This is a genomic window from Xanthomonas sp. 60 (assembly GCF_011761925.1).
The window spans coordinates 56,627-72,671 of the sequence record NZ_JAASQW010000008.1; the positions used below are offsets into that span (position 1 = coordinate 56,627).

Here is a 16,045-nt window from a genome sequence, read left to right on the forward strand (position 1 = left end):
CGGTCCGCAGTGTAGCGCGACCCAGCGCATGGCAGCGGCGGCTCAGCGGTGCGCGCGGTCCAGCCAGCACGCCAGCCCCTGCGCGTTGAGCTCGATGTCCATTGCCAGCACGGCCTCCACGCCGGCTTCCTCGAGCACGCCGCCATGTGCCTGCGCGCGCGCGAGATACAGCGCGCGCAGCATGGCCACCAGGCAGTGGTGCCGGTCAGGCCGGCCCTCGCACTGGCGCCCGATCGCCACCATCGCATCGATCTGCTCAAGCAGATCCCCGCCCAGCCGCTGCACGTCCTGCACCGGGCCGAAGTGGGTGAGGTACATCGTGCGGGGGCGGCGGGCCAGCAGGCGCTGGATGGACGCCTTCAACGGCTCCGGATCAAACTGCACCGGCGAGGAGGTGGGAATGATGAAGGGCCCCTGCGCAGTGTCCAGCTCGCGGTAGGACAGACCGAAGGTATCGCCGGTGAACCAGCTGGCGCTGCGTGCATCCCACACGCAATAGTGGTGCAGCGCATGGCCCGGCGTGTGCACGCACTCCAGCGCACGGCCCGCCAGCCAGGCCACGAACCCGTCCTCGGCCACCACGATGCGCTCGGCGGGTACGGCTTCGATGGGGCCGTAGCTGCGTGCGATTTCCTCGGCCCCGTACACCGCCGTGGCGCCGGCGATCAGCCGCGCCGGATCGATCATGTGGGGCGCCCCGCGCGGGTGCACCACCAGCTGCGCGTTCGGCAGATGCTGCATCAGCAGGCCCGCGCCGCCGGCATGGTCCAGGTGCACGTGGGTCAGCAGCAGCCAGCGCACGTCGCTTGGCTGCAACCCGGCAGCGTGCAGTGCACCCAGCATGGCAGGCACGGCCAGGCCCGTGCCGCAGTCAACGAAGGCGCCCTGCCCGTCTTCGACCACCAGGTAGGCTGCGTCGAAGGCTTCACGCTGGAAGCCGGTATCGACGATATGGATGCTGGGATCAAGGGACGTCACGGCGATCCCTGGCGTGGCCGCGCCCACCCAGCGTGGCCGCAACCACAGCGCCACCGCCAGCACGGCAAGGAAGGCGCCGTAGGCGTACAGCACGGCCACCACCTGCGGCCAGATGCGACCCACGCCGGCCGCTGCATCCGCGCCCGCAAGGCGGTAACCCCACTGCATCGCCAGCACGCTCAGCAGCAGGGCGAGCGCCAGTGCGGCCGTGTCGAAGCGGCGCCGCCGGCGCGCCCCGCGCTGGCGCGGGTACAGCCAGAACAGCCCGCCCAGCAGGGCGAACCAGGGCAGGAACAGCAGCAGGGACAACCAGGCCATCGCAGGAGGCTCCATGTCGTCGCGCCGACCGCGCGCGGCCATCATGGCACGGCAGGCGGCTGGGCCGCCTCCCGGTCCGGGCGCCTGCCCGGCTCAGCCTGCTTCCCGCAGGTCGGCCAGTGCGGCCAGCACGAGGGCGACTTCGGCCTCGAGCTTGAACAGCTCGCTCTGCAGCTGGTCACCCTGCTCGGCCTGCTTGAGCACGGCGATGAGCTGGCCGGCTTCGCGCGGGGAATCGAAGCCCCCGCTCTGGATCAGCAGCGTGCCATCGCCGGCGGTCAGTTTGAAATGGAAGCGTCCGTCGCTTTCGCGGTACTGCTTGAACACCGGCAGCGCCGCGCGCGTGGCGACGGTGGCGGCGGCCTGCGGCACATCGGCCAGGTTGCGCAGGCCGACGGCATGGCGCAGCTCGGCCAGCAGCGGCATGGCGAAGGTCTCGCGCAGCTGCGTGCCACGGCGGACCAGCAACGCTTCGATCTTTTCCGGCTCGGCCATCAGGGCGTTGTAGCGCTCGCGCAGCGGTGAGAGTTCGGCATCGATACGCTCGAACAGCTGCTGCTTCGCATCGCCCCAGCTGATGCCTCCGGCGAACGCCGCCGCGAACGCGGCGGTCTGCTCGGGCGTGGCGAAGGCCTGGTACATCTGGAACAGCGCCGATCCTTCGGTGTCCTTGGCCTCACCCGGCGCACGGGAGTCGGTGAGAATGGAGAACACCAGCTTTTTCAGCTCCGCGCGCGGGGCGAACAGTGGAATGGTGTTGCCGTAGCTCTTGCTCATCTTGCGCCCGTCCAGGCCCGCCAGCGTCGCCACCTGCTCGTCGATCACCACTTCGGGCAGCGGGAAGTACGTCTTGCCATACACATGGTTGAAGCGCTGGGCGAAATCGCGCGCCATCTCGATGTGCTGGATCTGATCACGTCCCACGGGCACGCGGTTGGCCTTGAAGATCAGGATGTCGGCCGCCATCAGCACCGGGTACATGAACAGCCCGGCGCTGACACCGGCATCCGGGTCCAGGCCCTCGGCGGCATTGCGGTCCATGGCGGCCTTGTAGGCGTGCGCGCGGTTGAGGATGCCCTTGCTTGCGATGGCCGTCAGGTACCACATCAGCTCGGTGGTCTCGCGGATGTCGCTCTGCCGGTAGAACCACACATGCTCCGGATCCAGCCCGCAGGCCAGCCAGCTTGCCGCGATTTCCAGCGTGGAGCGCTGCGTGCGCTCGGGCTCCTGGGCCTTGATCAGGCTGTGCAGGTCGGCCAGGAAGAAGAAACTCTCGATGCCCTCCGCCCTGCTCGCTGCGATGGCCGGACGGATCGCACCGACATAATTGCCGAGGTGCGGGGTGCCAGAAGGGGTGATGCCGGTGAGGACTCGGGTGGTCATGACTGCTCGGGGGATACGTGCGATGAACACCGCCAGTTTACCCTCCGCTGCGCAACCCCGCTGTTCCCGCTCACCCGTTCCCCTCTCCGTCCGTCCCTTCTGGAGAACTGCGATGAAGCACCTGCTGCTCCCCCTGCTGTCCGTGCTCGTCCTGGCCGGGTTCCGCCCCGCCCCGCCCGTCCCTGCGCCCGGGCGTGTGACAGTGAAACAGGCGTTGGTGCAGGCGTCCGTGCTGGACCGCGCCACCGGCGAGGTCCTGCCCCTGCACCCGCACGAAGGCCAGCTGTGGGTCGCCGGAGAACGCGGCCACCCCTATGCGGTGCGCCTGCGCAACGCGACCGGGCAGCGCGTGCTGGTGGTGCTGTCGGTGGACGGCATCAACGCTGTCAGTGGCGAACAGGCTGCGCCCGAGCAGACCGGCTACGTGCTCGATCCCTGGGAGAGCACGGACATCACCGGATGGCGCAAGTCCAGCCAGGACGTGGCGCAGTTCGTCTTCAGCGCGCCAGGTGCGAGCTATGCCGCCCGGACCGGTCGGGCGCAGAACCTGGGAGTGATCGGCCTTGCCGTATTCCGCGATGGCGATGCGCCGCGCTGGACGCCCCGTCGCGGGGTACTGCATGGGCCGAGGGCGTTGGCGGAGGCCGCCGATGCCGAATCGGCCGCAGCGGCGCCACGGGTCGAACCCTCGCCGATGCAACGCCTGGGAACGGCGCACGGTGTGCGGGAGAAATCCCCCGTGCGTGATACAGCGTTCGAGCGGGCCACCGCGCTGCCCGAGCAGATTACCGAACTGCGTTACGACAGCGCCGCCAATCTACGCGCGCGGGGCATCGATACGCCCGTGCCGCCCAAGCCCCGCAGGCCCGACGCCTTCCCCGGGCGCTTCGTGCCCGACCCGCCTGCGCGCTGAGCGAGGCCACGCCCGCTCACAGATACGACAACGGACCCTCGAGGGGTCCGTTGTCGTGTGCATTGAGTCACGGCGTGAAACGCTGCCGGATTACTGCCTGAAATCGTTGTCGCTCTCGAGGGACTTGCTGAAATCGCGCACTTCCTGCTCGGCGCGGTCCTTGGCATACCCGTAACGCTCCTGCAGACGGCCGGAGAGATATTCGGCGTTGCCCTCGGCCACCTTGAAATCGTCGTCGGTCAGGTCGCCCCACTTCGCCTGGGCCTTGCCCTTGAGCTGGGACCACTTGCCGGAAATGATGTCTTTGTTCATCGCTAGGCCTCGCCTTGTAAGTGTCAACAATGGAGTTGTTGTCGTGTCGCAGCTCCACAATGGACCCTGAGGCGTCGCGGCCCAGTCAAGCAGACATTAAACCGTCGTCATCTCGTTGAATGATTCGATACTGCTTCTTTCGAGGAGGCGCACATACAAAAAGGCCGGGAACATCCCGGCCTTTTCGCGTATCCGTCAGGGACGAATCAGTTGCGGGCGGCGTTTTCAACCTTCTCGCCAGCACCCTGCACATCCTTGCCGGCACCGGCAACGGTGTTGCAACCGGCCAGCATGGCGACCGAGAACATGGACAGCAGCATCAGGGCAACTACACGCTTCATTTGGAACTCTCCTGGGGTTGTTTTGGTACAGCTTCACCGCGTTGTGCGGTCATGGCGTGGGCAGGCCTGAATCAGCACTTGCCGTTCTTGCAGTCCTGCGCGGTGTCGTGGACGGCCTCGCCTGCGCCCTGCATGTCCTTGCCGGCACCGGCAACGGTATTGCAGGCCGTCAGCGATCCAGCGGTGCACAGGGCCAGCAGCAGAACGGAAATGGTGCGCTTCATGGTCTTCTCCTCGTCTGGTCACGGCGTGCCGGGTAACGGTACGTGCCGCGTGAGGTGCAATCTGGCGCGGAGGCCGTGGAGCGGGCGTGAACGGCGCTGCGTCCGTTCAGCGAAGCGGCGTCCTCCCGGCCGGAGCAGGGACCGTGCCCGACCCGGCCGAGCCGGCCGGTTGCGATGCTCAGGCGCGCATCAGGGTGGACTTGCCGAACAGGCTTTCCACCAGGTCGACCGCCAGCTCCGCGGTGGCGTTGCGGTTGTCCAGAAGCGGATTGAGTTCAACGATGTCCAGAGAGCCCATGCGCCCCGAGTCCGCGATCATTTCCATCACCAACTGCGCTTCGCGGTAGTTCACCCCGCCCGGCACCGTGGTGCCGACCCCGGGGGCGATGCTGGGGTCCAGGAAGTCCACGTCGAAGCTGACGTGCAGGTGGGTGGTGTCATCCATGCCGGCCAGTGCGGCCTCCACGGCACGCTTCATTCCGTTCTCGTCGATGTACCGCATGTCATAGACATCCACGTTGTGGGTCTTGATCAGGCGTTTTTCCTCCGGGTCCACCGAGCGGATGCCGATCTGCCGCACCTGCGAAGGCTGGAGTGCCGGTGCATCACCGCCCAGGTGTGTCAGTGCCTCCGGGCCCAGTCCACACAGGCACGCCACCGGCATGCCGTGCACGTTGCCCGATGGGGTGACCTCGCTGGTGTTGAAATCCGAATGGGCGTCCAGCCACAACACGCGCAGCGTCCTGCCCTGGCTGCGGCACCACCGCGCCACGGCTGCGATGGAGCCGATGCCCAGGCAATGGTCGCCGCCGAGCATGATGGGCATGCGCCCATCCTCCAGCTCACGCAGGCTGGCCTCCATCAGGGCGCGGTTCCAGGCCACCACTTCGTCTAGGTGCCGGTAGCCTGCCACGGGCGCGGTCCACGGGTTGCGGGGGCCATCCAGGTTGCCCAGGTCGCGCACCTCAACGCCCCGCGCCGCCAGCGCCTCGGGCAGCCCCGCGATACGCAGCGCTTCGGGCCCCAGGCGCGCTCCACGATGGCCGGCGCCGATGTCGGTGGGCACGCCGATGAGGGAAACAGGCAGATAGGTCATGGAACGCTCTGGTGGGACGAAACCTCGAGTCTAGCGAGCGCAGGCGTGGCCGACTCGCGGCGATGCAACACGGTCCCGGAGCGTGGGGCATGATCCGCTGGATGCCGCCCGGCGGGCCCAAAAGGGGCCAAAGGCCCGTGCCCGTTGACGTTCCGGTCATAATTTGTGTGCTAGCTTTCACACTTTAGCCCCTCAGGGGTTGACTGAATGCCATGCCGCCGGGTCAGTTTCTGATCTGGTTCCAGGGGGAATCCGTGCAGCGCAGTGCCATGAACCAGATCGTCCGTCAGGCGACGGGCGACACGCCACCCGTACGCCAGCTCTACGACGTCAGCGGTATTGCCGGCGTCTTCCGGCAGGCCCGCGAGCGCGAGCCCGGGCTCACCCTGCTGCTGCTGTCCACGGCGGATGGCCGTGCGGTGGCCGAAGATTCCGTGCTGGGCGTGGACGGCCGCCGCCTGGCCGCGATGGCCAACTCATTCCTCACCCTCGGCGAGACGGTTTCGCGCGAACTCGCCCTCAGCGAGGCCGATTACGCGACGGTTTGCACGCGCCAGGGGAATGTGGTGCTGATCCGCGTGCAGGGTGAAAAGCCCATGACGCTCACCGCCGTGGCTGGCGCCGATATCAACATGGCCGCCCTGCTGTTCCATGCGCGCGAGTGCGCCAGCCGCCTGCAGGCCGTCCTGCGTACCAACGCCTGACCCTTCGTGTTTCCCGCCAACGGGCAGGCCCTCCGGTCGGCCCATTCCGTCCGCCCGACCTGAAAGGATGTCCGTGTCAAAGCTCAACCTGGAAAACCTCAACTCGATCACCGGCTTCATCGGTGCGGCGCTCGTCGACTCCGACAGCGGCATGGCCCTGGCCATGAACGGCGGCGGTGACATGAACCTGGAGCTGGCTGCGGCCGGCAACACCGAAGTGGTGCGTGCAAAGCGCCGCGTGGCGCAGCAGCTCGGCCTCACCGACGGCATCGAGGACATCCTCGTCACGCTGCAGAGCCAGTACCACCTGATCCGTCCACTGGAAAGCAACCCGCTGCTGTTCCTGTACGTGATGCTGGACCGCAGCCGCGCCAACCTGGCGATGGCTCGACACGAGCTCAAGTCCTTCGAGAAGACGCTGGATTTCAGCTGATTCCCCGCGCCTTGTGCCGGCCCCACCACGAAGGTGGGGGCGGCACTGCGTGTTGCCACGATACGATTGCATGAACGCGCCGATACGACATCTGCGGGTGGCCGAATCCGGCCTGGACCTGCTGCACCGCACCCGCCTGAAACTTGCCTGCACGCTGCTGTTGTCCGAGCGCATGGAGGTCACCCTCATCGCTTGGGATGGCACCGGGGTGGACCTGCTCGTCACCGGCCAGGAGACGCCCGATCTCGCTGCACATCGGGAGGTGCCGGTCCTGCGCATCGCGCGCGATGTGGCCGTTGCCGCCGCCGGGCGGCTGCCGCACGGCGCGACCGTGCGCGATATCAACCAACAGCTGTCGGCACTGCTCGCCAGCACGCCTGAACACCTGCCCGACGCGGGCGCCTCAAGTGCGGCGCCGGTGCTGCTGCAGCGGCTCGCCGAGGCCGATCCGCGCGTGATCCACCTGCTCCAGCGCGGCTCGATGATGCTGGCGCTGGAGGGACGCACGCGCAGTCTGTGGCTGCCGCCCGGCATGACGCTGGCCGAGCTGCTGCCGCTGCTGGATGATCCGGCGTGGTCGTCATCCGAACTGGATGATGACACCTTCCAGCATCAGTACAGCTACCGGCTGCCGCACTGCCGCTCCTACGAAGCCCTGTATTTCCAGGTCGCCCGACAACGCCCCGCGCTGCTGCCGCGTGCACCCGATGAGGCAACCTCCGTGCAGCTGCGGCGTTGGCCCGACCTCGATGGCGAAGGCGTTCCCGCCGACTGGCTGCCGGCGATCGCGCAGCTGCATGCGCGTCCCTGGCGCGCCACCGCGCTGGCACGTGCGTGCCATCTCCCGCACGATAGCGTGCAGTTCCTTTTTTCCGCCGCGGCCGCCAGTGGCCTGGCGTCCTATCTGGAGACCGCCGTGCCCCCCTCTGCACGCCCTGCCGGCAACCGTGATTCACGCTTCCTGTCCTGGGTTGCCCGACGCTTCGGCCTGCTGCTGGGTGACCGCGCATGAGCCAGCCGGCCAACAAACTCGTGTTCGTGGGCGGCATGGGCGCGGGCAAGACCACCGCCGTGCGCGCCATCTCCGACGTGGAACCGGTCAGCACGGAAATGCCGTTGAGCGAGCACGCCACCGCCGACAAGACCGAAACCACGGTGGCCCTGGATTACGGTTCCATCGAGCTTGATGATGGCGAACTGCTGCATCTCTACGGTGTCCCCGGCCAGCGCTATCTCGACTTCATGTGGCCGATGGTGTGCGAGGGTGCGCTCGGCGTGATCGTGCTGGTGAGCGCGGCGGCCGAAGATCCGCTGGCCACGACACGCGAACTGCTTGGCGAGTTCTCGCGCATCGCGCCGCAGGCCAGCCTGGCCGTCGGCGTAACGCGCACCGACGACTACCCGTCGCTGTCCATCCCCACGTTCCGCGACGCGCTGTTCGACGCCGGCTTCCGGCTTCCCGTACTGCGCGTGGATGCGCGCTCGGCGGCACAGGTGACCTTCCTGGTGCGTTCGCTGCTGTCACACCGGTACGCCGAGCAGCGCTGAGCGCGCCCGCACCGCTACCCACGCTGTGCACCGCAGCCGATAATGCGGTCTTTCTTCTGCAAGGACCGCACCATGCCTTTCCGCCCATGGATGATCACCACCGCGCTGGCCACGCTGCTGGCCAACGGCACCGCGATGGCACAGGCCCCGGCGTCCGCGCCCGACGGCACGCGTCGCGTGGCCGCCTTCGACCTGCCCGTTTCGCCCTACCTGAGCGCGCCGGCGCAGGCGGCGGTGCGGGCCTCGGTGATCAACGGCGATCCGACCGCGAAGATGGACAACGCCGCCGTTCTCGCCGGCTTGCCGGCCTTGCGCAAGGGTGCCGATGAGTGGGCGCGTGGCGAGATCGTCGGGCTGCGTGCGCGCTACCCGGTGGACCTGCACGAAGAGACCTGGAACGGGGTCAAGGTGGTTCGCGTGCAGCCGCACAGCGCACCGACCGATACGGCGCAGCGGCGCTTGCTGATCGAGCTGCATGGCGGCGCTTTCATCTTTGGTCGCGCCGACACCCTCGGCCTGCTGGAAGCCATCCCCCTGGCATCGCTCACCGGTGCTACCGTGGTGGCGGTCGAGTATCGGCAGGGACCGGAACACACGTTCCCCGCCGCCAGCGAGGATGTGGCGTCGGTCTACCGCGCCGCACTGGAGCGCTATCCGGCGGCGCATATCGGGCTGTTCGGCTGCTCGGCGGGCGGCGTGCTGACCGGTGAATCGCTGGCCTGGTTCGCCAAAGAGAAGCTGCCGATGCCGGGCGCGGCCGGGCTGTTCTGCGCCGGCGGTGATGCGCGCTACGGCGGCGACTCGCGTTACGTGGTGGCTGCGGTGAACGATGCGCTGCTGCCGCATGCCGACGGCACGCTGCCGATCATGGAAGACCTGTACTACGGCGAGGTGGACTTCCGGGATCCGCTGGTGTCCCCGGTGTTTTCCGATGAGGTGCTGAAGCAGTTCCCGCCGACGCTGCTGATCACCGCCACCCGCGCGGCCGAACTGAGCAACATCGCGTACCTGCACACGCGGCTCAACGACCTCGAACGCGAATCCGACCTGCACGTGTGGGACGGCCTCGGCCATGCCTTCCATCTCAACGAGCGCCTGCCCGAGAGCCAGCAGGCCTACCGGGTGATGGCGCGCTTCTTCAGCCGGCACCTGGACATGCCGCTGCCCGCGGCTGCTGCACGACAGGGCAGGTGAGCGGCCGCGGATGACGCATCCGGAGACGGCTGCCGATGGCGGTGCCAGGGACGGGGTGGTGCCGCTTATCGGAATCGAATTCGCTTGTGGCACAAGGCCTTGAGGCTTAGGATGTGCCTTTCCTGTGCCTGAGGTAACTGACGCGCTGCAATGACATCCACATTGCGGCGTCATCAAGTGCCACGAACGATGCGACCAAGAGGACCTACTAGGACTCCCTCGCTGGAGACGCTTTGAGGAGATCACAGCCCTACGCAAGCAACTCCCCATTCTCCGCATCGATCTCGGGCAAGACCTCGCTCACCGTGCACGAGTCAGGGCACCACTGCGGCGTAGGCCGCAGCTAGTTCAACGATAGGGGGCCGGAATGCAACTTTCAGCCGCGGCCGTTCATGGGCAAGAAGCGCTACGAAAAGTCAGCTCTCGACACTGCGATCGGCAGCGCTACCGGATGGGTTGGGGACGCTGTTCCGACAGGCCGGGCCTTCACGATAGGTTTCTCTCCGACAGCGTGGGGGCACTCAGACAGGATCAGGAGCCCGACTAATCAAAAGCGGCCAGCCTGGCGGAAAGGTTGTGGACTCTAACCCGACTCCGGTGACCGGCGAAGCGGGCTTAAGAGGCAAGCACGCTTGATTAACATATTCCGGCGCGCGATCAATGTCATGCAAATGGTCGCGCGCAGCTTGGGCGCCAGCGCCAAGCCCTACAGGAATCATTCAAACTAACTTGCCAATTGTCGCGACATCCCCACGTTGAAGCGCTCGGCCGGGATCCAACTGCAAGCTGGGCACCTACAATGCACCACTACGACGCCGCCCAGCGCCTCGCGGAGACGCTGGGGGTGGATGGAGATTTACAAAAATCTTGCATTTCCGTAAAGCATAGTTTCGACCGCACCTTTTCGTCCTGTCCAGGCTTAGGCCTCAAGCCGTGCCGGTAATGAGGCCCAGACCTCGGCGTTTCACAGATTATCTGTCTCTTCTGGCAGAGGAGATTGCCTCTGCAGCGAGCGCCATCTTTCTCTTAATCTCGTCTGAGGCTGTAGCCATCTTGAAGTCATTTGGCAGATTAGCCAGTGACTGTTCTATCTTGCGAAGCCAGAACCCAACCGCAATCCGCTCGCCGGCGGAGAAATCATCTGCTCGCGCGAGAGCAAATGGCAGAACGTTCTCAAGCACCTTCACGGCGTAGGCTCGGTGACTGCTGTCCGACACCATCTTATTAATCTTCTCCATCCCGTCAATAATCTCGACAATCGGCGCGATTGCACTACCGATCGGCTCCTCAGTCGCCTTGAGTAGCACTATGCGGAAAGCTTGGGTGTCAATCTGGTACGTCTCAAAACCGGGTAACGCCGCTGCTCGCCGATAAGCTGTCTGAATGTACTCGTGTGCTGCGTCCAAGCGCGGCACGTCGCTCATAGCGATTGCAAATTGTAGCCAAAAGAGAGGCTCCGCAGACACATTTTGGTCATGGCGGAGTTGCTCATACAGATCCAAGACCCACCGATTAACATCCAATCCACTACCGAAAAGCGAACGAAGTCCGCCATAGGCCATCAATTTTGAAAGCAGCGTCCTATACTGGCGCTGCGTCTTCCGCTGGGCCGCCGATCTAATCAGGCTACCTACCACCTCACCGATCTCAGCGCGGTCAACGAACTCCCTGAGAACAAATTGAGAAAATATCGAGGAACGAATTCGGAATCCCTCGGTTGATATCTCGAGAATCTCAGAAGCGACGTCAGCAAAGGGATTCAGTTCATCGAATGGGTCGACCTTCAGAACTGACCTAAGAAAACCTGCAGGAACGTATCCTTGGTGCGAAGAGATGATCATAGCGGCGACCACGACTTGGCGTGCGCTCGCCGTTTGAAAAAGTGGCGTCAGGGCACGCTCGATACGCTCTCGGATGAACCGACTTTGGAAAAGCTCAATCAGGAACTCCCGCAACTCCTTAGTCTTACGAGTGGGTTCAGTGAGACCAGCCATCGAGCAAAGTCGCGCGAATGCACTGAGTTCGCCTGTATCGAGCCTACCAAGACTAACTCTTTCGAAAGGCCGCGGGACAAGACCAACGACCTCATGATATCGAACTTCTAAAGTGCCAGTGGCGACTTCCACAACAAACTTTGCATCCGGTAGAGCCGTAGCAAGCCCCTCCAATGAGTCTTGTGCGATTGCATATTCATCCATGAAGATGACCACCTTCTCGGTTTCCCGAAGAAGTGCGATCTCTGCTGACACGTCAGGCCGTCCAGGACGAAACATAAAGCACGAATAACCGCCCTGTAAAAGCTCACTGGCCAACAAGCGCTGAAATATAGATTTCCCATTACCAATGCGCGCATCAATAATTAGAGAGCGACTCCTGGCCAGCGCATTGACCGCAGCACTAAGCGGGCCAGGCCGCTTGAAAACATATGAATCACCAGGCAAAGACCGCCCAAAAGCTGACGGATCAAAGTTACCATAAACCAAAAGGTCATAGACCTCAGTCGCGGTTGGCTTAGTAACGCTCTTTGGATCCTTTGTAGGACTCAACGATTTAAATGATCTCAGCCGCATAAGGTCGCGAGAAGGCCCATGCCGAGGCAGCGAATCGAGCGCCTTAGAAAATTTCTCGGCGCCGACGAAGAAAGCTCTTCCATAATCTCTCGTTCTCCGCTCCAGAATAGGGTCGAACTCCGGACCCTGGATGAAGAACGTCCGATTTGCCAGCTCCGGATTCTTCATTAAAAGCGCAGCTATATGATAGTCAGCTAAGCTGTAGCCAACGATGAAGAGAGCACTCGCGAATGCGATATCCCGTTCAAATTGAGCGTACCAAGGAGACTGGACAACGTACTGGGTGACATATGATCCCTCCCCTAGCACCAAACTCGATTTTATGTTTTCCTCCTTCGCAAGTCTGATGCTGCCATGAAGATGAATAATCGCGCCATCCACCAGACGATTTGGCACAGGTTCCGAAAAATCATAAGAGCGCAGGTCCACTCTCGCCTCTAGTCTATGTACCTCCACCGTATCGTCGAAGTTAGTAGTGTAGATTCGACGCCACGGCTCGCTAAGAATTCTCCGCTGAACATCGCTAATTGAAGAAATTCTGAATATTCTCAGCAGCTCCCTCTGCAGCCGTGAAGCGTCGCTTGCAGCGAATTCCTCACTTAGGACTTGCAGGTCATACTTGGTGTCCACAGGCAAGCGGAGTTCTTGGATGAAGTGGTCGCGCAGTCCTGCTCCGTTCGGCGGAGACTTACCACCCACGTTCGTGGCTCCGAGGCTGAAGCCAGAGCCCAAAAAAAGCACTGCGGTGGATGGGTCAATTGAATCAACCGCCTCCTTAAACGCTTGATCACCCGTTTCCATACTCCCCCCATTCGTCGTGATGAGCCGACAGTCTACGGGACAGCAAGGATGCTCTGGCAAGATAATTTATGAACCGAGTGCATTTATTTAGGGCATCCCGGTAGAACGCTCTCGCGAATCGATTCAACCATGGCCGCATTGAGACCTTGGTCACGACCGGCATCGCGCACCGTGTTAAAAAAGCTCTGCTGCGTCGTGCCGATGGCTTGGCACTACGTGGTCGGTCAGCTTGGAGGACGGCGAAAAAGGGGGATCCCTGGTTCGTCCATAGAACCGAGCCGTTGCTGGACGATGGGTTGTGGGAAGACACTAGTGAGTTGTAGGCCGAGGGCAACCTAGGCACGTTCGCCGTGTTCAACGGCGACAATAGCGGCGTGTCGGCCAACATTCACGACCGCATACGGGTGTTGATCCCGGCCAGCCTCGTGGATGACTGGCTCGCGGCCGATCCGGACGAGGCCATGGCCATGCTGCTGGCGTCGCAGCCGCCGGCGATGGAGGCCTACCGCGTCAGCCGGGCGGTGAACACACCGCGCAACAACGGCGAGCGGTTGCTGCAGGCAGCTTCCTGATCACCCCCACATCGGCGGCTGTTAATCCTCACTGTCTTAATGGTCAGCTCGCCAGGCCTCGTGTCAGGATTTAGCCGTCGACGTGATCAAGTTCCTCGGCACAAAAAAAAGGGGCCGCGGGTTCCACCGCAGCCCCTATGCAACTTACAGCCAGCATCAGCTAACGACGCCTCACTTCGCCATGTACTGGACGTAGCAAACCTTAGCCGTACCCGAACCAGAACAGCTGATACCCTTGATGTATCCGCCGCTAGTCGGTCCGGTTGTCTTCACCGTCGCACCGAGCGCGGCCATATGCTCGCCCATGCGAGTCAAGTTTTCTCCACCGCCTTCGTTCGTCCATTCGCCGTTGAGTTCTTGAATGTCCGAAGGGATAAGCTGGCCCGCTGCCGTACGGGCGCTTTTGGACTCGGTCTGGCCATTCTGATGTTGGAGGTCAACAATGACCGTCACATACGAGCCATCGACAAAGACGACTCGGAACATCAGGCGCGCCTGATCCCGCAGCCCCGTGTAGTTGCTGAAGTGGCCGACCAAGTCGGAAAGGGCAGTCAACGCATTCGCGCCTACAACGCGCGTGATTGTGTTCACGTTGCCCGTAGCAGATTCGACCATTGCCTGAAGATTGTAGTCCCCCACATAGTCGTAGGCGGTCTTGGAGGCAGCATTGGCGTTCAAACCAAGCTGGCTGACAGGTACTACGTAAGTCGGACGAATTGAAAGCCCGCCTTCAACATACATCCTGTGCCCTAGGCGGACTTCCTCCGCTACTGCAGGCAGCGGAGTCTGTCGCTGAACGGTCTGGGTAGCGGCGGTAACCGCTGCTGCCCGCCGTGCAGCCGCCGAGTTAGCCGAGAGCGGCACCACAGGACCGCCGCCACCGCCCGTACTTCTGCCGATGTAGTACTGCTGGACCGTATTATTCGTGATGTTGTACACGATGTGAGTGCCGGCGCCTTGGGCGATGGCTTGAGCCCGGAAGTCACCTGCATCCATACAGGTGTCGCAGCGAACGGGAACGGCTTGCGCTTCTGGCGAAAAACCTACGCATCCGGCGACGGCAATCGCCCCTACAACTAGTGCTCTAAGCAAGGTACTGCTCCATTGATCAAAGCTCGCCGTATACGGTCATTACTCAGCGAGCGGAGATCGCAGTCTAAATGAATCGGCCACGGCCACTAGGTAGGAAATCCCTGAACCATCGCCGAATGTGACCCGTATCTCATTTTTACGCTGTCACCAACGCTTTTGCCTCATGGACGTGAAGGGCGGTGCTGTAGCAGAGCCTGCTAGGGCTCCACACCTGCGTCTGGCAAATCGGACGTTGTGGCCGTCGAAGTTCGCCTCCTAGCGTCGTCATCTGAAACCGGCGAACGCAACGTCGTTGATGGGGGCATGCCCGCCTCGGCGTCCCACACCCGCTCTGTCGCCGCCTTGATCAGCGCCATCAGCTTCCAGCCAGGCTCGGTCAGCTGCTCGCCGGTGAACGGGTCGGTGATGGCGTACTGCCCGACGATCAGTCCAGCGATGTCCTGGCGCACTGTGCGGTCGTAGCCCCGCGCGTTGACCATGCGGGTGGCCCGGTCCCAGTCCACCCTCTCGAAGTGGAAGAGCACCGGCCCGGTGTTGGTACGGAAGTCCCACTGCACGTCGATGCGGGTGGCGAACATCTCCACCGCGTTGTTGCCGCCCTCGGAAAGAATCAGGCTCATGCTCACTGCTCCACGGAGATAATGGAAAGGTTCTGGGTAACGGTCTGGGATTCGAAGCTGCCGGCTTGGTGCGTTACGGTCTGCTCTCCGAAGGCCGCTACGCGCGCCATATAGCTAACCGTTTCCTGCGACCAACTGCTGTCATTGACGGTGAACGAGCCACTCCATCCCGACACAGCCGTATCGGGGCCGTCGGTCTGGTTGACGATGTTGACCGAGCCGGTGACGCTGAGTACCTGCCACAGCACCCAGCCGCCGGTGCCGATCTGGCGGAACAGCTGCACCTGCGCCGTGTTGGCGCCTGCGCCGGCCACGAAGCCAGACGTGCCGCCCGCCGCCCGCTGCCGCTGGTGGGTACGCGCGAAACTGAGCGTGACGGTCCGGTTGCCGCCGTTCGTCCGGAACGGGCCGTTGAGCAGCTCGGTGCCCACTGTCTGCGTGGTGCCGGTCTGCACTGCGTTACGCAGGGTGCCGGCGGAGAGACTGCCTCCGAAGTACGAGTTGCCTTTGTTGTCGATCCAGAACAGCCCATTGGCTTTGCTCGCATCGTTTACCGCCGATCCGATTCCAAACCACATCATCAGGTCATCTGTGGCTCCGAACGGTTTGCCATGGGCCATCATGTAGCCACCCGAGCGGGTTATCCATCGCCCGCCCTCGAACGTCGTGCTACCCGTGTTGTTCGGATCCACGATGCTGAAAATGTCGGACACGATATCGATCCTGCCCACCGCGCCGTTGTTGAGTGCCTTCATGCCGATGGCACGGCCGTTCACGTCCAATGCGAACGACCATTGAGCCATGAGTTGCGTTTGTCCGTTCTCCAGCTGCGTGGCGCGCGTCTCCAAGATCTGCGTCACCGTCGCGTACTTCGAGTCCAGCCCGGCCGCCCCGGCCTGCCACGGAGACGGCGCCCACCCATGGTCGGACTAGGCGCCGGCCGAAC

Annotated in this window: 17 protein-coding genes and 1 pseudogene; 7 read left to right on the forward strand and 11 right to left on the reverse strand. The window is 63.5% G+C overall.

Annotated elements, in window-relative coordinates; all coding sequences use genetic code 11:
• Positions 1-42: 42 nt before the first annotated feature.
• The 3 genes and pseudogenes from FHY09_RS14970 to FHY09_RS14980 all read right to left on the reverse strand — a co-directional run bounded on the left by FHY09_RS14970 (position 43) and on the right by FHY09_RS14980 (position 2,679).
• Positions 43-978: an MBL fold metallo-hydrolase gene (locus FHY09_RS14970; RefSeq protein ID WP_166927786.1), complete on the reverse strand. Its 936-nt coding sequence runs from the start codon at positions 976-978 to the stop codon at positions 43-45.
• Between the two features lie 27 nt (positions 979-1,005).
• A pseudogene (locus FHY09_RS14975) lies at positions 1,006-1,296 on the reverse strand (hypothetical protein); the annotation flags it as partial.
• A 93-nt stretch (positions 1,297-1,389) separates the two neighbouring features.
• Positions 1,390-2,679 (reverse strand): tryptophan--tRNA ligase, encoded by a 1,290-nt coding sequence (locus tag FHY09_RS14980; RefSeq protein ID WP_166927705.1) that lies wholly within the window; start codon positions 2,677-2,679, stop codon positions 1,390-1,392.
• Between the two features lie 112 nt (positions 2,680-2,791).
• On the opposite strand from FHY09_RS14980, the gene FHY09_RS14985 reads away from it, so the two are divergent.
• Positions 2,792-3,592: a hypothetical protein gene (locus FHY09_RS14985; RefSeq protein ID WP_166927706.1), complete on the forward strand. Its 801-nt coding sequence runs from the start codon at positions 2,792-2,794 to the stop codon at positions 3,590-3,592.
• A 90-nt stretch (positions 3,593-3,682) separates the two neighbouring features.
• Here FHY09_RS14985 and FHY09_RS14990 read toward each other — a convergent pair whose 3' ends face one another.
• The 4 genes from FHY09_RS14990 to rocF all read right to left on the reverse strand — a co-directional run bounded on the left by FHY09_RS14990 (position 3,683) and on the right by rocF (position 5,565).
• Complete coding sequence (locus FHY09_RS14990; RefSeq protein WP_166927707.1) at positions 3,683-3,904, reverse strand: CsbD family protein; 222 nt, start codon at positions 3,902-3,904, stop codon at positions 3,683-3,685.
• A 206-nt stretch (positions 3,905-4,110) separates the two neighbouring features.
• Positions 4,111-4,245, reverse strand: a complete 135-nt coding sequence (locus FHY09_RS14995; protein ID WP_166927708.1) for an entericidin A/B family lipoprotein — start codon at positions 4,243-4,245, stop codon at positions 4,111-4,113.
• A 71-nt stretch (positions 4,246-4,316) separates the two neighbouring features.
• Positions 4,317-4,469 (reverse strand): entericidin A/B family lipoprotein, encoded by a 153-nt coding sequence (locus tag FHY09_RS15000; protein ID WP_166927709.1) that lies wholly within the window; start codon positions 4,467-4,469, stop codon positions 4,317-4,319.
• A 178-nt stretch (positions 4,470-4,647) separates the two neighbouring features.
• Positions 4,648-5,565: an arginase gene (rocF, locus tag FHY09_RS15005; RefSeq protein WP_166927710.1), complete on the reverse strand. Its 918-nt coding sequence runs from the start codon at positions 5,563-5,565 to the stop codon at positions 4,648-4,650.
• 254 nt (positions 5,566-5,819) lie between these two features.
• Here rocF and FHY09_RS15010 point away from each other — a divergent pair, with 254 nt between their 5' ends.
• The 5 genes from FHY09_RS15010 (at position 5,820) to FHY09_RS15030 (ending at position 9,444) form a co-directional block, all read left to right on the forward strand.
• Positions 5,820-6,269 carry a roadblock/LC7 domain-containing protein gene (locus FHY09_RS15010; RefSeq protein ID WP_166927711.1) on the forward strand — a complete coding sequence of 150 codons (450 nt, stop codon included), beginning with the start codon at positions 5,820-5,822 and terminating at the stop codon, positions 6,267-6,269.
• Positions 6,270-6,342: 73 nt separating this feature from the next.
• Complete coding sequence (locus FHY09_RS15015; protein WP_166927712.1) at positions 6,343-6,702, forward strand: roadblock/LC7 domain-containing protein; 360 nt, start codon at positions 6,343-6,345, stop codon at positions 6,700-6,702.
• A gap of 70 nt (positions 6,703-6,772) precedes the next feature.
• Positions 6,773-7,714, forward strand: coding sequence for a hypothetical protein (locus FHY09_RS15020; RefSeq protein ID WP_166927713.1), 942 nt, complete (start codon positions 6,773-6,775; stop codon positions 7,712-7,714).
• On the forward strand, positions 7,711-8,250 hold the full coding sequence (locus FHY09_RS15025) for a GTPase domain-containing protein (protein ID WP_166927714.1): 540 nt from the start codon (positions 7,711-7,713) through the stop codon (positions 8,248-8,250). Before FHY09_RS15020 ends, FHY09_RS15025 begins: the two co-directional genes overlap by 4 nt.
• Before the next feature lie 72 nt (positions 8,251-8,322).
• Positions 8,323-9,444, forward strand: coding sequence for an alpha/beta hydrolase fold domain-containing protein (locus FHY09_RS15030; RefSeq protein ID WP_456362830.1), 1,122 nt, complete (start codon positions 8,323-8,325; stop codon positions 9,442-9,444).
• 971 nt (positions 9,445-10,415) lie between these two features.
• Here the strand turns inward: FHY09_RS15030 and FHY09_RS15035 are convergent.
• Positions 10,416-12,815, reverse strand: a complete 2,400-nt coding sequence (locus tag FHY09_RS15035; RefSeq protein ID WP_166927715.1) for an SIR2 family protein — start codon at positions 12,813-12,815, stop codon at positions 10,416-10,418.
• Between the two features lie 350 nt (positions 12,816-13,165).
• On the opposite strand from FHY09_RS15035, the gene FHY09_RS16450 reads away from it, so the two are divergent.
• Positions 13,166-13,387: an SOS response-associated peptidase family protein gene (locus FHY09_RS16450; protein WP_456362831.1), complete on the forward strand. Its 222-nt coding sequence runs from the start codon at positions 13,166-13,168 to the stop codon at positions 13,385-13,387.
• 171 nt (positions 13,388-13,558) lie between these two features.
• On the opposite strand, the gene FHY09_RS15045 is transcribed toward FHY09_RS16450, so the two are convergent.
• The 3 genes from FHY09_RS15045 to FHY09_RS15055 all read right to left on the reverse strand — a co-directional run bounded on the left by FHY09_RS15045 (position 13,559) and on the right by FHY09_RS15055 (position 15,959).
• Positions 13,559-14,383, reverse strand: a complete 825-nt coding sequence (locus FHY09_RS15045) for a hypothetical protein (RefSeq protein ID WP_166927716.1) — start codon at positions 14,381-14,383, stop codon at positions 13,559-13,561.
• Positions 14,384-14,676: 293 nt separating this feature from the next.
• Positions 14,677-15,099, reverse strand: coding sequence for a hypothetical protein (locus tag FHY09_RS15050; RefSeq protein WP_456362832.1), 423 nt, complete (start codon positions 15,097-15,099; stop codon positions 14,677-14,679).
• A 2-nt stretch (positions 15,100-15,101) separates the two neighbouring features.
• Positions 15,102-15,959 carry a hypothetical protein gene (locus FHY09_RS15055; protein WP_166927717.1) on the reverse strand — a complete coding sequence of 286 codons (858 nt, stop codon included), beginning with the start codon at positions 15,957-15,959 and terminating at the stop codon, positions 15,102-15,104.
• Between the last annotated feature and the right edge of the window lie 86 nt (positions 15,960-16,045).

Excerpts from the sequence above, each read along its gene's own strand:
- FHY09_RS14980 (WP_166927705.1), bottom strand. The coding sequence starts at position 2,679 with ATGACCACCCGAGTCCTCACCGGCATCACCCCTTCTGGCACCCCGCAC.
- FHY09_RS14985 (WP_166927706.1), top strand. The coding sequence starts at position 2,792 with ATGAAGCACCTGCTGCTCCCCCTGCTGTCCGTGCTCGTCCTGGCCGGG.
- FHY09_RS14990 (WP_166927707.1), bottom strand. The coding sequence starts at position 3,904 with ATGAACAAAGACATCATTTCCGGCAAGTGGTCCCAGCTCAAGGGCAAG.
- FHY09_RS14995 (WP_166927708.1), bottom strand. The coding sequence starts at position 4,245 with ATGAAGCGTGTAGTTGCCCTGATGCTGCTGTCCATGTTCTCGGTCGCC.
- FHY09_RS15000 (WP_166927709.1), bottom strand. The coding sequence starts at position 4,469 with ATGAAGCGCACCATTTCCGTTCTGCTGCTGGCCCTGTGCACCGCTGGA.
- rocF (WP_166927710.1), bottom strand. The coding sequence starts at position 5,565 with ATGACCTATCTGCCTGTTTCCCTCATCGGCGTGCCCACCGACATCGGC.
- FHY09_RS15020 (WP_166927713.1), top strand. The coding sequence starts at position 6,773 with ATGAACGCGCCGATACGACATCTGCGGGTGGCCGAATCCGGCCTGGAC.
- FHY09_RS15025 (WP_166927714.1), top strand. The coding sequence starts at position 7,711 with ATGAGCCAGCCGGCCAACAAACTCGTGTTCGTGGGCGGCATGGGCGCG.
- FHY09_RS15030 (WP_456362830.1), top strand. The coding sequence starts at position 8,323 with ATGCCTTTCCGCCCATGGATGATCACCACCGCGCTGGCCACGCTGCTG.
- FHY09_RS15035 (WP_166927715.1), bottom strand. The coding sequence starts at position 12,815 with ATGGAAACGGGTGATCAAGCGTTTAAGGAGGCGGTTGATTCAATTGAC.
- FHY09_RS15045 (WP_166927716.1), bottom strand. The coding sequence starts at position 14,383 with ATGGATGCAGGTGACTTCCGGGCTCAAGCCATCGCCCAAGGCGCCGGC.
- FHY09_RS15050 (WP_456362832.1), bottom strand. The coding sequence starts at position 15,099 with ATGAGCCTGATTCTTTCCGAGGGCGGCAACAACGCGGTGGAGATGTTC.